The organism is Acetobacter musti (assembly GCF_011516835.1).
GTDB lineage: Bacteria > Pseudomonadota > Alphaproteobacteria > Acetobacterales > Acetobacteraceae > Acetobacter > Acetobacter musti.
In genome coordinates this window covers 1-12267 of record NZ_WOTB01000037.1, presented here as the reverse complement: position 1 = coordinate 12267, position 12267 = coordinate 1, and the positions used below count along the sequence as shown (strand labels likewise).

Annotated in this window: 16 protein-coding genes and 1 pseudogene; 11 read left to right on the top strand and 6 right to left on the bottom strand. The window is 58.7% G+C overall.

Translation table 11 applies throughout. The annotated features are described in order from the left end of the window. The first annotated feature begins 149 nt into the window (after window positions 1–149). Complete coding sequence (locus tag GOB93_RS18125) at window positions 150–2081, top strand: ParB/RepB/Spo0J family partition protein (protein ID WP_173584858.1); 1932 nt, start codon at window positions 150–152, stop codon at window positions 2079–2081. A gap of 86 nt (window positions 2082–2167) precedes the next feature. Beyond that, the gene (locus GOB93_RS18120; RefSeq protein WP_242010899.1) at window positions 2168–2983 is read left to right on the top strand and encodes an SDR family NAD(P)-dependent oxidoreductase; all 816 of its coding nucleotides are present in this window, start codon (window positions 2168–2170) and stop codon (window positions 2981–2983) included. A 330-nt stretch (window positions 2984–3313) separates the two neighbouring features. On the opposite strand, the pseudogene GOB93_RS21715 reads toward GOB93_RS18120, so the two are convergent. The 4 genes and pseudogenes from GOB93_RS21715 to GOB93_RS18105 all read right to left on the bottom strand — a co-directional run. Further along, window positions 3314–3451 (bottom strand): annotated as a pseudogene (locus GOB93_RS21715) (aldo/keto reductase); the annotation flags it as partial. Further along, window positions 3412–3582, bottom strand: coding sequence for a hypothetical protein (locus GOB93_RS22300; protein ID WP_173584856.1), 171 nt, complete (start codon window positions 3580–3582; stop codon window positions 3412–3414). The pseudogene GOB93_RS21715 and the gene GOB93_RS22300, both read right to left, overlap by 40 nt. A gap of 43 nt (window positions 3583–3625) precedes the next feature. After that, window positions 3626–3796: a metallothionein gene (locus GOB93_RS22295; RefSeq protein WP_173584855.1), complete on the bottom strand. Its 171-nt coding sequence runs from the start codon at window positions 3794–3796 to the stop codon at window positions 3626–3628. Continuing rightward, window positions 3793–4119 (bottom strand): ArsR/SmtB family transcription factor, encoded by a 327-nt coding sequence (locus GOB93_RS18105; protein ID WP_173584854.1) that lies wholly within the window; start codon window positions 4117–4119, stop codon window positions 3793–3795. The genes GOB93_RS22295 and GOB93_RS18105 overlap by 4 nt, the downstream gene beginning before the upstream one ends. A 349-nt stretch (window positions 4120–4468) precedes the next feature. Between GOB93_RS18105 and GOB93_RS18100 the strand changes: the two genes are divergently transcribed. From GOB93_RS18100 to GOB93_RS18090, 3 genes are all read left to right on the top strand, one after another. Then, window positions 4469–4705, top strand: a complete 237-nt coding sequence (locus tag GOB93_RS18100) for a type II toxin-antitoxin system Phd/YefM family antitoxin (protein WP_007398869.1) — start codon at window positions 4469–4471, stop codon at window positions 4703–4705. 1 nt (window position 4706) lies between these two features. Further along, entirely contained in the window at window positions 4707–5156 is a 450-nt protein-coding gene (locus GOB93_RS18095; protein WP_173584853.1) for a PIN domain-containing protein, read from the top strand. Between the two features lie 245 nt (window positions 5157–5401). Beyond that, complete coding sequence (locus GOB93_RS18090) at window positions 5402–6118, top strand: IS5 family transposase (RefSeq protein WP_173584871.1); 717 nt, start codon at window positions 5402–5404, stop codon at window positions 6116–6118. Window positions 6119–6180: 62 nt separating this feature from the next. Here GOB93_RS18090 and GOB93_RS18085 read toward each other — a convergent pair whose 3' ends face one another. After that, window positions 6181–8589: a TonB-dependent siderophore receptor gene (locus GOB93_RS18085; RefSeq protein ID WP_242010898.1), complete on the bottom strand. Its 2409-nt coding sequence runs from the start codon at window positions 8587–8589 to the stop codon at window positions 6181–6183. 93 nt (window positions 8590–8682) lie between these two features. Next, window positions 8683–8877 carry a hypothetical protein gene (locus tag GOB93_RS22290; protein WP_198912723.1) on the bottom strand — a complete coding sequence of 65 codons (195 nt, stop codon included), beginning with the start codon at window positions 8875–8877 and terminating at the stop codon, window positions 8683–8685. Between the two features lie 79 nt (window positions 8878–8956). Between GOB93_RS22290 and GOB93_RS18075 the strand changes: the two genes are divergently transcribed. From GOB93_RS18075 to GOB93_RS18050, 6 genes are all read left to right on the top strand, one after another. Further along, a complete protein-coding gene (locus GOB93_RS18075; protein WP_173584852.1) occupies window positions 8957–9424 on the top strand; it encodes a DUF3085 domain-containing protein in 468 nt (155 codons plus the stop codon). A 212-nt stretch (window positions 9425–9636) separates the two neighbouring features. Then, window positions 9637–9798 carry a hypothetical protein gene (locus GOB93_RS18070; RefSeq protein ID WP_173584851.1) on the top strand — a complete coding sequence of 54 codons (162 nt, stop codon included), beginning with the start codon at window positions 9637–9639 and terminating at the stop codon, window positions 9796–9798. Between the two features lie 72 nt (window positions 9799–9870). Beyond that, a complete protein-coding gene (locus GOB93_RS18065; protein ID WP_173584850.1) occupies window positions 9871–10770 on the top strand; it encodes an ArdC family protein in 900 nt (299 codons plus the stop codon). A gap of 53 nt (window positions 10771–10823) precedes the next feature. Then, complete coding sequence (locus tag GOB93_RS18060; protein ID WP_242010897.1) at window positions 10824–11204, top strand: hypothetical protein; 381 nt, start codon at window positions 10824–10826, stop codon at window positions 11202–11204. Continuing rightward, a complete protein-coding gene (locus tag GOB93_RS18055) occupies window positions 11201–11590 on the top strand; it encodes a hypothetical protein (protein WP_173584849.1) in 390 nt (129 codons plus the stop codon). Before GOB93_RS18060 ends, GOB93_RS18055 begins: the two co-directional genes overlap by 4 nt. Then, window positions 11587–12093, top strand: coding sequence for a hypothetical protein (locus GOB93_RS18050; protein WP_242010896.1), 507 nt, complete (start codon window positions 11587–11589; stop codon window positions 12091–12093). The genes GOB93_RS18055 and GOB93_RS18050 overlap by 4 nt, the downstream gene beginning before the upstream one ends. Window positions 12094–12267 lie beyond the last annotated feature (174 nt).

Genomic DNA, 12267 nt, shown 5'->3' with positions numbered 1-12267 from the left:
CAGCCGCCGCAAGGGGTGGGTCGGCATGTGTCCTCGCTTCGCTGCGGGCCATGCCGATCCCGCCGCTGCGCGGCGCCCGTGCCCCGCCTGTCCGGCGCTGCCTGCCGGAAAAGCATCAGGAAAGAGTCCTGAAAACAGGAGTGCAAACCATGGAACTGCGCGAAGTCGATCCGAAGACGCTGCTCGACAATCCCGAAAATCCCCGCACCGCAGCCCCGAACGAGACGGAAGACCGGCAGCTGGCGCTGAACGTCAAGGCGGTCGGGATTATCCATCCGCCTCTGGTCCGGGAAACCCCGGATGGCCTGATGATCGTTGCCGGCCATCGGCGACGTCGCGCCGCCGTGAAGGCCGGGCTGAAGACGATTCAGGTGGTCGTGGCGGGCGATGACGAGGAACTGGACCGGATGCGCGCGGCGTCGGAAAACATGATCCGCCAGCCAATGACACAGGTGGAACAGTGGCGGGTCATCTCCTCGCTCCGGGCGGAAAAGCAGTGGAACGACACCGCGATCTGCAAGGCGCTGATGCTGACGCCGGTGCAGCTGAAACAGATCAGCCGGCTGTCATCGGTCCTGCCGGACATTCTCGCCTGGATCGAGGCCGGAAAAGGACCGGAGAGCCGTGAGCTGGCCAGTATCGCGCTGGCCTCGAAAGGCCTGCAGGAACAGGTCTGGCGCTATTTCGGGTTTCCGGTCGGCACGGAGCCCCCGGAAGACGTCGAGGCCTGCGAGGGAGACCGGGTGCGGCTGCCGGACGGATCGTGGCAGCCGGGAGCGGCCGAGCCCGACTGGAGCCGGATTGCCTCGGCGCTGCGACAGGATCGTTTTTACGCGGCCGATGCGTCCTTTGACGATGCCATCGCGAAAAGCTGCAGGATCGTCTGGCAGGAGGATCTGTTCGGTGAGGCCGGCAAGGACGGGCGCTACACCGAGGACGGGATCGCCTATGAGAAGGCGCAGCGCCAGTGGCTGAGCCAGAGCACACCCGAAGACGCGGTGATCGTGCAGAGCGACGAGGATGGCGAGCCCCTGTTCGAGGATGGAAGCGCCCGGATTTACTGGGAGCGGGAAGGGGCGACCAAGTGCTTCTGGCTCAATCACAGGCTGAAGGTCGAAAGTGGCTGGTGCATTCTCGCCGGCAGCGCGGCCGCGAACCGGATCACACCGTCCGCCGTGATTGACGCGCTGCCCGACGTGCCGAAGGAACGGGCGGACATTTCCGGGCGCGGACATGACATGATCGGAAGCTTCCGGACACAGGCCCTGCACGCGACGCTGGACGGGATGCAGGAGAGCGTCGATCCGTGGACGCTGGTCGGGCTGATGATCGCGGCCTTCAACGCGCAGAACGTCCGGGTCGAAGGAGATGCGGGCGCGTGGTATCCGCAGCGCCGGCCCTCGCAGAGGCTGGTAGCGGCTGCCGGACTGTTTCAGGACGGGGAACTGGCGCTGGACGAGACCCTGTTGCGCGGAGCGGCGATCCGCGTGCTGAAAGCCGTGCTCTCCTGCGAGAAAAATAGCACGAACAGCGGCGAATGGAGCGTGCTGGTCGGCCATATCGTCAATGCCGACGCCCGGCTCCCCACCATGGCCGATGAGGACTTCCTCAAGACGCTCAGCAAGCCGGGCATCACGAAGGTGGTTCAGGCCGAGGGCATTCTGCCGCGCAACACGGGCAAGGAGATGCGCAAGGCGCTGATGGACCGGGCGGGGCAGGGGATCTGGGTCCATCCCGAGGCCCGGTTCGGGCTCGATGTCGCGAAGCTGAACGCCTCGTTTCAGGAAGCCCTCAGTCCACCGCCACCCGAAGCCAGCGACGACGATCTGGAGGACGCCGATGAAGACGAAACGGAGCACGGCGACGACGCAGTCACGGATGGCGGTGCGATGGCTGTTGCGGAGACGGCCGAACCTGAGCAGGAGATTGCTCAGGACGATGATGAGGTCGGGCCTTCGCGGCGCGCGGCAGAAGAGGAAGGGGAGGGTGATCCTGACGACGAGGAGGAGAACCCGCTTTCACCGCCGCAGACGCCGGATGAGTTCCTGAGATCGCATGTCGAGTTCATCGCGATCCGATGAAGCGTATCGGGAACGCATATCCAGAGAGCGCCGTCATGGCGCTCTCTGCACTTCATTCTGATATCGGAATAGTAAAGAGTGCAGCCTTGAAAGGATCCTGGAAGAAGACGCAACCCCATCCGGTGCTTTTTCGTTTCAGTAAGCATGCTCAGGAAAGGAACAGAAAAACCGGAGGATATACTGTCTCCGCGCACTGTCTGAAGCAGGCCTGCAATCATGAGGAAAAGACAACGGATTTCGGACTGACGGATAAAGTTGCTGTCGTCACCGGCGCGAGTGCGGGGATCGGGCTGGCGGTTGCGAGAGGGCTGGCGGCAGAAGGAGCGGATCTCGTGCTTGTCGCACGGCAGGCAGAGCGGCTGAATGAAGCAGCTCAGGCTCTTTCATCGGAATTCGGGATCCGTGCAGTCGGAGCAGCGGCCGATATCGCGACATCCGGCGGAGTGGATGCGGTTCTCGAAATGACCACCAGGGAGTTCGGCGGCGCGGATATTCTGATCAACAATGCGGGAACCGGATCGAACGAGACCATTATGGAAGCGGATGATTCCAAATGGCAGTTTTACTGGGATCTTCATGTGATGGCAGCGGTGCGTCTCGCACGCGGTCTGGTTCCCGGCATGAAATCACGGGGCGGCGGAGTGATCCTGCATAATGCGTCGATCTGTGCTGCGCAGCCGCTCTGGTACGAACCGATCTACAATGTCACCAAGGCCGCGCTGATGATGTTTTCCAAGACTCTGTCTACTGAAGTCATCAAAGACAACATCCGCGTCAACTATGTCAATCCAGGACTGATTCTGACGCCGGACTGGATCAAAACAGCGAAGCAGCTGACAGAGGAAACTGGTGGTGACTGGGAAGCCTATCTGCAAAGCGTTGCAGACAGCATGGAGTTCTGACCGTCCGGCCTGTTCTGTCGGCGCCGTTAAAACCCGATCGAAGACCCGCAGGTCGCAGATGGCTCCATCTGATAAAACGGTTGCATTAAGTCTTATGATGGCCAGGCGCGCTTCATGATCTGCCTGCCTCTCGGTATCAGATCCCCGATCAGCACCACGGTCGCCCCCGGATGAACAGGTTGCGACGGATCCGCCGGCCCCGTCAGGCACAACAGATCGCTGCAATCCTTCGACCAGCAAAAAACTGAAGGCTGCCTCGGGCCCTTCATTGCGGCGTTGACTGAAACGCCTTTGGTCCTTGTGCATCCAATGCCGCGAAATCTTCATCGGATAAGGATGCACCACCTCTTTAATCGGCCCTTCCGACACATCCGGCCCGTAGGCGTCCGCCGTGTCGATGAAATTGACGCCAAATTCAGGAAGACGCCTCAGCGTACGGATGACTTCGTCGTGATCGGCGGGCGGCCCCTATATGCCATTGTGCGTTCGCGCACACCCGGCGATGCGACGCAGGGTTCTTTGATCGCATCGCGGCGCAGAGCGTCGCCTTGACCGGGCACAAAATAGGTTGGGGAAGGCGGGTCGATTACGATTGACATAATGTGTTCCTGCCAGCCCGAAGGCCAGCAGGACCAGCTAAAATCAGCCGTGACAGGCGCATCCGGCGTGATGGCATCCGGCTCCATCTTTGTGATGCGTCGCGCAGGCGTCGTCACAATAGATGCGGCCATCTTTCTTGACGCCCTTACTGACGCTGACAACACACACGCAGTCAGGGCAGGCACATTTTACGGATTCAATGGTTACGCTCATGAGTCTTCTCCTTCGGTGATGGCTTCATCCACGTCATGCGGTTCGGTGACGTGTTCGATCATGTTGGTCAGCATCTGCCGGACATGGCAGTCCGGCAGGTCATAGAACACCTGCTTGCCGCGCCGCGTTCCCTTGAGCAGGCGCGCGCTGCGAAGCAGACGGAGATGATGCGAAGTCAGCGAGGGGCTGAGATCCAGTGTTTCCGCAATGTCTCCGACGCTCATGGGCCGGGAAAGACAGGATGCGACAATCCGCAGCCGGTTCGGATCGCCAAGCAGGCGAAACATTTCTCCGAGTTCGGTGGCATGATCTGGTGTCAGCATCTTCTCTCCAAATAAATGAACAGCTATTCATATATAGATATGATGACGGGAGAGCAAGCTTTTTTGCCATAGGAATAAAACGGTGAGAGGCCGGGATGGGGAAGGAATTAAGGGCGCAAGATAAAGGCATCCGGCACTCCTGAGGTCGCGGGCCGGATTTTTCTTTGTCTGCACATGGGTTTGGGAGGTTTTCAGCGGCACTACGGAAAAGAGGGCAACGTGCCGCTATCTTTCAGAAATGGCGGAAAAGTGCGCCTTCCGCTGGCACCATGCGTCCCGATGCAATGGTTTTGCTGGCGATGGGGATATGATCGTGCTAATGTGACCACTGTAGTCACGGGAGGCTTCGATGCAGGAAATCCAGATCAGGGATGCCAAGGCCAATCTGTCGGCGGTGATCGATCACGCCACGCAGGGGGAGCCGTCGATCATTACGCGCCACGGCAAGCCCACGGCGGTCGTGTTGTCCTATGAGGAATATCGCCGGTTGAGCGCCGTGCCCTCGTTCGGGCGGCTGCTGATGTCCCTACCCGACGAGATCGAGACGGAACGGGGCGGCGAGGGGCTACGGGACGTGGCGTTCTGACGTGTATCTGCTCGATACGAACGTCATTTCAGAGTCTGCCCCGTCGAAAAAGGTCGCCAGCCCCGAACTGCGCCACTGGATGGATGCGAACAGCGATCGTCTGTTTCTCAGCGTCATCACCGTTGCGGAGATCATCGCCGGGATCGAGAAGGTGAAACGCGCAGGGCATGAGGCGAAAGCCGGACGGCTGGGGGAATGGCTGGCGACGCTCGTGCATCTCTACGCACGGCGGATATTGCCGGTCGATCTGCCTGTGTCGCAGGCGCTGGGAATACTGACCGATCAGGTCCGGGCGCGTGGACATGATCCACAAATGGGCGACCTGACGATTGCCGCGACGGCCCGCGTTCATGGCCTGACCGTCCTGACCCGGAATGTGCGGCATTTTCAGTTGCCTGGACTCGTGGTGGTCAATCCCTTTGGAAAACTGCCGGGCGCCCCTCTCCCGTAAACGTGATCGGACCGTCTTTTCTTCGCTTGTTTTCTTTTTGAACGCTACGGCTGCGCTGTTTATACCTCTGATACTCCGCACGGTTTTCAGTATGTTGCAGGAACTCTTGCGCCAGGGCGTGTCGTCAGTCAGTACCCGGCGCCATGAGACTTGTACTCCCGTTTGATCTGCGATGTTTTCTCCCTGTTTTTCGGGGAGATATATAGATGCGTCGGTGTGGTCTGAGCGATGGTTAGTGGGAGCGGATAAAGGATCTTCTCCCGGTCCGCGAAGGTCATGTCTGTGGCACGGCCGCCGATAACCACCTGTTTGTTGAAGCCGTGCTGTATCGTTATCGCGCAGGCATTCCCTGGCGTGACCTGCCCGCCCGGTTCGGGGACTGGAAGAACGTGCACCGGCGGCTGCGTCGCTGGTGCGAAAGCGGTGTGATCGAGCGGATTTTCCGGCATCTGGCCTCTGATCACGACAACGAATACATGATGATCAACAGCACAATTGGCCGGGCCCACCAACACAGCGCGGGCACCCGTAAAAAAAGGGGCACAGATCAGGCCATCGGACGGTCCCGTCGCGGACTGACCACGAAAATCCACGCTGTTGTCGACGCGTCAGGAAAAGCAGCGATTCTTTCCCTGACGCCTGGGCAAAGAGCGGATATCACTGAAGCAGAACCGCTGCTGGATGAAGTCGAGCCCAAAGCCTTTATCGCCGATAAGGCCGATGATGCCGATCCATTCATCAAAAAACTCAAAGAGCGGCAGATTACAGTAGCCATTCCCTCAAGAAGAAGCCGTCGCAATCCACGGAAAATCAGCTCCCAGCTCTACAAAAACAGAAACATCATTGAACGCCTCTCCGTCAGACTAAAGCAGTTCGGAGGCGTAGCGACACGCTACGACAAGCTGAAGTCAACCTTTATCGCGGCCATGCAACTCGTCTCCGCTATCATCGGGCTTAACTGACGACATGCCGCAGGACACAAAGTTCCGGATGGAGCGGCCTATGCGGGGCATGCCGTTTTTGGTCAGTAATGACCGCGAATTGTAAAATTGAATGTCCGGGGCTCACCAAAGATCATACCATCATAAAATCCGGCCTGACGGACATAGGTCTTGTTTGTAAGATTCGTGATGTTTCCGGCGATATCAAGCCATTTCGTCGCACGATATCGTGCCATGAGATTGATCAGCGTGTACCCACCGACACGAAGGTTGGATGTATCATACTTTCCATTTCCCAAAGGACGTCCCGGGCTGCTGGTCCATTCGGTGTTCGTCTGGCCTGATATCCCGCCTCCCACCGTCAGGTGTCGCAGCATGCCGGGGAAGGTATAGCTTGTGGTCAGACGAACGAGATGATGGGGATCCTGACGATAACTCAGACCTTTTTCATGAAGATAGCTGTATCCGAAAAACACGTTCCAGCCCGGTAGTAGTTCACCCGAGGCGTCCAGATCTATGCCTTCTGTCTTCACTCCGTTGATTGACCGATAGATCGACTCGCCGGTCGTCGGATTGGTTTCCCCCGTGGCTTCGGCGACATTGCTTTGTCTGTTCAGATAGAATGCAAGAGACGCATTGAGGCGCTGTCTGAAAAATGTTCCTTTCAGACCTGTCTCGTAGCTTTTTCCCATCACAGGATCGAGTGGCCGGTTGTCAGCATCTCGCAGGCTCGACTGCGGTGTATAGATATTCGTGTAACTTCCATAGACTGACATCGTCGATGTGAAATCATATACCATGCCCGCATAAGGGGTCAGGACAGCATTCTGACGGCCCGTGCCTGTGGCACCCGAATACCGATTTTGGGTATCGTAAGTACCGCTATAGGCTTCGTAGGTGCTTATGCGCCCCCCAAGAATGAGCGAAAGTCCTTTCACAAGAATGAAGCGCCCTGATGCATACGCGCCGTAGTTACGTGTGACATCGACTTCGCGCGCATGAGTTCGATGGGTCGCGAAGTGCGGGTAGGAACCATCCCAGGTTTGCCAATTGTCGATAGGAAGACCGGCTGCACGATACTGACAGGCGTTATAGGGAGTCACGCCTGCTATATCGCAGTTACCGAGTGCCTTGCTGAACGTATATTGGGTCAGCACATCATTATAGCCATTGAAGCCGAATACGAGTTGATGCTCACGTCCAAAGGCGTGCAGAGGTCCGGAAATATGGACATCGGCATTGTCACGGGCATCGGCATATTCCGCATGCAGCGCATTCAGATAGGCTCCGGTCCCGTCCTGGTTCCAGAAACCAGCGTATCCACCAACGTTCTTTGCTGCGTTATTGATTTTTGCGACACCAAGATCGTTGTAGGAACTTCCCTGTGTTCGCATATAGCCGACCTTGAGGTGCCACCCTGCCGAGAAGTCATGGTCGTAATTGATGAATGCCGTATATTGACCGCGTGTGGCCTGGCTCCAGTCCGCTACGGGATTGGTACCGCGCGGGAGATGCGTTCTGGTGCCGTCCGCATACCAGATCGGCACGTTAGTACCCCAGGATGCCCCGTCGTTTCGGGTTCTTTCATACTGAAAGCCGAAATTCACTGTGTCTCTCGAAGACAGATCTGCGGCGAAACTCGCAAGCGCACCAACGCGATTCACATGCTCACGGACCCGAAACGTGTCAGTATCATCCCACGTAAAAACATAACGGCTTCGGATTGTGCCTGAATGATTAAGGGGCGTGTTCACATCCGCCATAACGCGGTGTTCGTTCCAGTTACCCAGCCGCAGAAGACCATTGGCGGAAAATTCCTTCTGCGGGGCTTTGCGCTGCAGGTAGATAGTTGCAGACGGATCCCCCGTCCCGCCCAGAAGGCCGTTCGCGCCTCTCACGATCTGGGCATTATCGTAAAGATCCATATTCATTGAAGAACCTACACCGCCGAAACTCGTGGACGCGTCGATCTGCATGCCATCAATTTTATAGTTCGTTATATTAAATCCGCGAGCCCTGTAAGTGGTTCTGCCTGCATTGTCGTTCGCGTAGGACGTGACGCCCGGCGTTGTGTTCAGGATATCGTCGAGACTGTTGATCTGCTGGTCATCCATGATCTGTCGTGTCACGACTGTAACTGTCTGTGGAGTTTCTCGCAGGCTCAACGGCAGTCCGGTTGAGGCGCTCGTTTCCGGTGCAGTATAACTTCCCTTCTCCCACCTGTGCGATCGGACGATGATGTTTTCCGTCGTATTCTCTTTGTTTTTACTGAAAGTATTCAGGTCCTTGCTTTGAGCATGTTCTGCACGCTTCTTTGCTGTGTTCTGATGAGCCGCAGCTTTTTTATGAGCCGAAGTCTCATTCTGCGGTTCTGTCGCGTACGCCGGCAGTGAGTCGGTCGCGACAAGAAATGTCGAGGCAAGAAGAGCGGTAACTCCGTAATGTGTCACACTGCGTAGTGTCACCTCGACGATCCCTTCACAAATGATCATGATAATTATTATCATCTTGGGGGCTGGTAGCAGTTCGAAAACAAAACGAAAAGAAACCAACTCATTACGAAGTATGTCCACGCTCGGGATTCTTTACGGCATCCAGAAGATAACGGTCGCCGCGAGGCAGATGGCTGAGAAGAACGTATGGGCGCAGCGCTCATAACGCGTTGCGATACGACGCCAGTCCCTTGGTTTCCCGAAGAGGGGCGCGCCCCTGTAGCGCTGTCCATATCCGGCAATGGAACGTCCCACACCATGACGGACGGTATGAAGCTTCGACTTCACTCCGCCGCATCGGCGTCCGATCCTGCGGGGCGCTGACTCTTTTTTCGCAGTGAGGCTGCCGTCCGGTGCACCCTGAGATGTGTGCTGCGATCATGAGGCATTCCGTACGGCGATCGTCGATCAGCTCTATCTCCCCGCCTGCCTCCGTCCCGGGGTGAAGACGCGACGTCCGACAAGCGAGGACATTGACCGGACGAAGATCCCTGCTGGTCTCATGCTGGTGGGCGACCAGGGGATCTATCTGATGTCGAATGGTTATCCGAGCCCTGGCGACAACGGTGAGGTGAACCTTGTCGCCTACGCCAGAGAGGCGGATCCGCAAGCCTCTCCCGAGGACTGGTACGACGTGAAACGTGCGTCTTTTGGCGGGGATGATGGCGCGGAATTCCTGTCTGCCGGGACTATCCGCAAGGCGCCTGAGGCGACCGCGCGCGGTCGCTTCTGGATCGACGTGTCCCCGACACAGATCCGATGTCCCTTCCTCGCACCAGCAAAAAAGCCCCGTGCCAGCCCGTCAGGCACGAAAGGGAAGGGGCCTTCGCGGTAAGAAAAGAAGAGGAAAATCTAAGAAAGGAAGGGAAGGAAACGGAAAAGAGGATCGGCACCACAGTTCAGCCTGCCGCGCAAGGGGTGGGTCGGCATGTGTCCTCGCTTCGCTGCGGGCCTGGCCGATCCCGCCGCTGCGCGGCGCCCTTGCCCGTCAGTCTGACCAGCGGTCGCCGGAAAGGGTCAGAAACGCCAGAAAAAAGGATCTGGACAATGGCTCAGGACCGCACCGTCTCTCCACCTCAACCCCATCCCGCCGTGGAAATCATCAGGTTTCTCGGGCTCGTGCTCCTCTGGACGCTCGCCCTGGTCGTCGCTCTCGTGCTTCCGGACCTGTTCCTGGATCCCACGACCGGGGTGCTCGATCTCGGATGAAACCCGTCCGCCCATCCGTAGCAGAGAATGGCCGTCCTTCGGGGCGGCCTTTGCATTTTCGGGAGACAGATCATGGCCAGAACCGAACGCACTGACATCCATCAGACCGTAACAGACCGGATCATCCGCGAGCTTGAGAATGGCAGCGTGCCGTGGGTGTGCCCGTGGAGCCGCTCGAAATGCGGTGTAGCCCTGCCCCGTAATGCTTCGACGGGCCGCGCCTATTCCGGAATCAACATCCTGATGTTGTGGGGGGCAGTTGAAATGCAGGGGTTCTCCACGCAGAAATGGCTGACATTCCGGCAGGCGCTGGCCGAGGGCGGGAATGTCAGAAAAGACGAGCATGGAACGACGGTTTTCTATGCCGACCGCTTCACGCCGAAGTCGGAAGCAGGATCCGACGATCCCCGGACGATTCCGTTCCTGAAGCGCTTTACGGTGTTCAATGTGGACCAGTGCGAGAACCTGCCGGAAGGCATGGGGGATGCGCCCACACCGTTGCCCGAGCGCGAGATTGTGCCGCAGGCTGAAGCGCTGATGCGCGACACCGGGGCGGACATCCGGGTAGGGGGCGATAAGGCGTTTTATGTGCCTGATCCGGACTATATCCGCGTTCCGCCACAGCAATCCTATTTCGCACAAATTGACTGGTATCGCACGGTGTTTCACGAAATAGGGCACTGGACGGGATCGAAAAAACGGCTGGCCCGCACATTCGGAAAACGGTTCGGAGACCGCGCCTATGCCGCCGAGGAACTGGTCGCCGAGATGGTGTCAGCGTTCGTGTGTGCGGAACTGCAGATCGAGCCGACCGTCCGTCACTCGGATTACATTGGAAGCTGGCTTGATCTTCTGAAAGCGGACAAGCGGGCGATTTTCACAGCTGCGAGCGCCGCGTCGGCCGCTGCCGAATACATTTTCAACACATCGACACGCCGCCAGCCCATCGGGGACATGGCGGACGCGGCCTGAGTGTTTCCGAAAAATACATGCCCGAAACGGGTGTTTTACAGATGGAGTCTGTCATGCCTGTCTTTGCTCTGATTGCGACCCCTGCCGTGCGCAGGCTTTCCGGCACCGGCAAAGTGCTGGTCGCTCTGCCCATGAATCACCTCGGAAACCGGGGAATGACCGAAGCCCGTACGCTGGCAGATCTCGCGAAGGCGGTGACGCTTTATGGCGACAGGATCGCCACTGACCATCCCGGGCGGTCGTTCTCCATCGGCGTGCATATCCGCCGGGGCGACCGCAAACCACGCGGGTTCGATACCGCATATCGCAGCGGTGCGCTCGGAACGGACAAATGGATCGTGACCGTGGAGAGCGACGCTGCCGAGACGCTTGCCCTGAACGGTCCTGCGTCCGGCGCGAACAAAGGCTCTGAGACAAAAGGAGAAGCGGCATGAACCGGCAGTATTACACGTCCCCGTTCCAGGGAAGCGACAATCCTCTCCGGGTGGGAACCGTGCCCGTCGGCGCCATTTTCTATTTGCCGGCTCCCCAGCGTGGCCGGCCGGAGCGCGCTTCACGCTGGATCGTGGAGGCATTCCTGAATGGCACACAGGCTGCGGCCGCGCGCCATCCCCAGACGGGTCTGTGGGAAGACCGTTACATCAGCGGACGATCAGACCTTGCGGTGATGCGCAGTCTTCGGGACGGGCGCAGGACACATCTCAGCGTGAGGTTGCTCGAACAGATGGTACTGGAAGGGAATGGTCCCGGCACATATCCGGATCTGCCGGACGTAAGCCGTTTCCATAACAGGTATCGGAACCGGAGCCCGGTCGCATGAGTGGTGTGCCGATCCTGTGCGAGCGGATCCGCACGCCGCCGCTCGATCCGGCTTTCCTGAAACCGACCAGATGGGCGACGGTCGAGGAAAAAGCGAAGCTGGGTAACGCCATGCTGCGGTTCATCGCCGAGGGAATGCCTGCCGGGAAATTCACGGCGTCCCTGTACAAGCGTCTGAGCAATATGTTCGGCTTCATTGCTCATTATGACCGGCACGGCTTCGCTCAGACATGGTTCGACAGCGCCGCGACACGACGGGATTTCCTTGACAGATCGCGCGACATCCCTGCTGGGGAGATCCCGGCTTTGTCTGGTCGGACGTGGAGCGGGAAATCGGCCAGCGTGTCCGTGAGAACCTTCTGGTCGAGGCATGGGCCCAGCCGTGCCGGGGAAGATCAGAATGCGCGCGAGAAGGCGGAACTGGGCCGCCTGATGGCGAAGCACGGCGTGGCGCCGGTATCCCCGGTCGCGGCCGCGCCAGCCGTGCAGCTGGGGCTGTTCTAGCCCCGCGCCACGGTCCATGAACCGTGACCTTCGAGGCACCGGGCCAGAAAGTCGAGTGCCGCGCGGGGATAATTACGGATTTCAAGCAGGGTGCCGGACGGCACGTCCATCTCATAGGCGCCGCGCTGAAGAACACAGCACGGCCCGCCGCGCAGGAACTTCACGCCCTTGCCT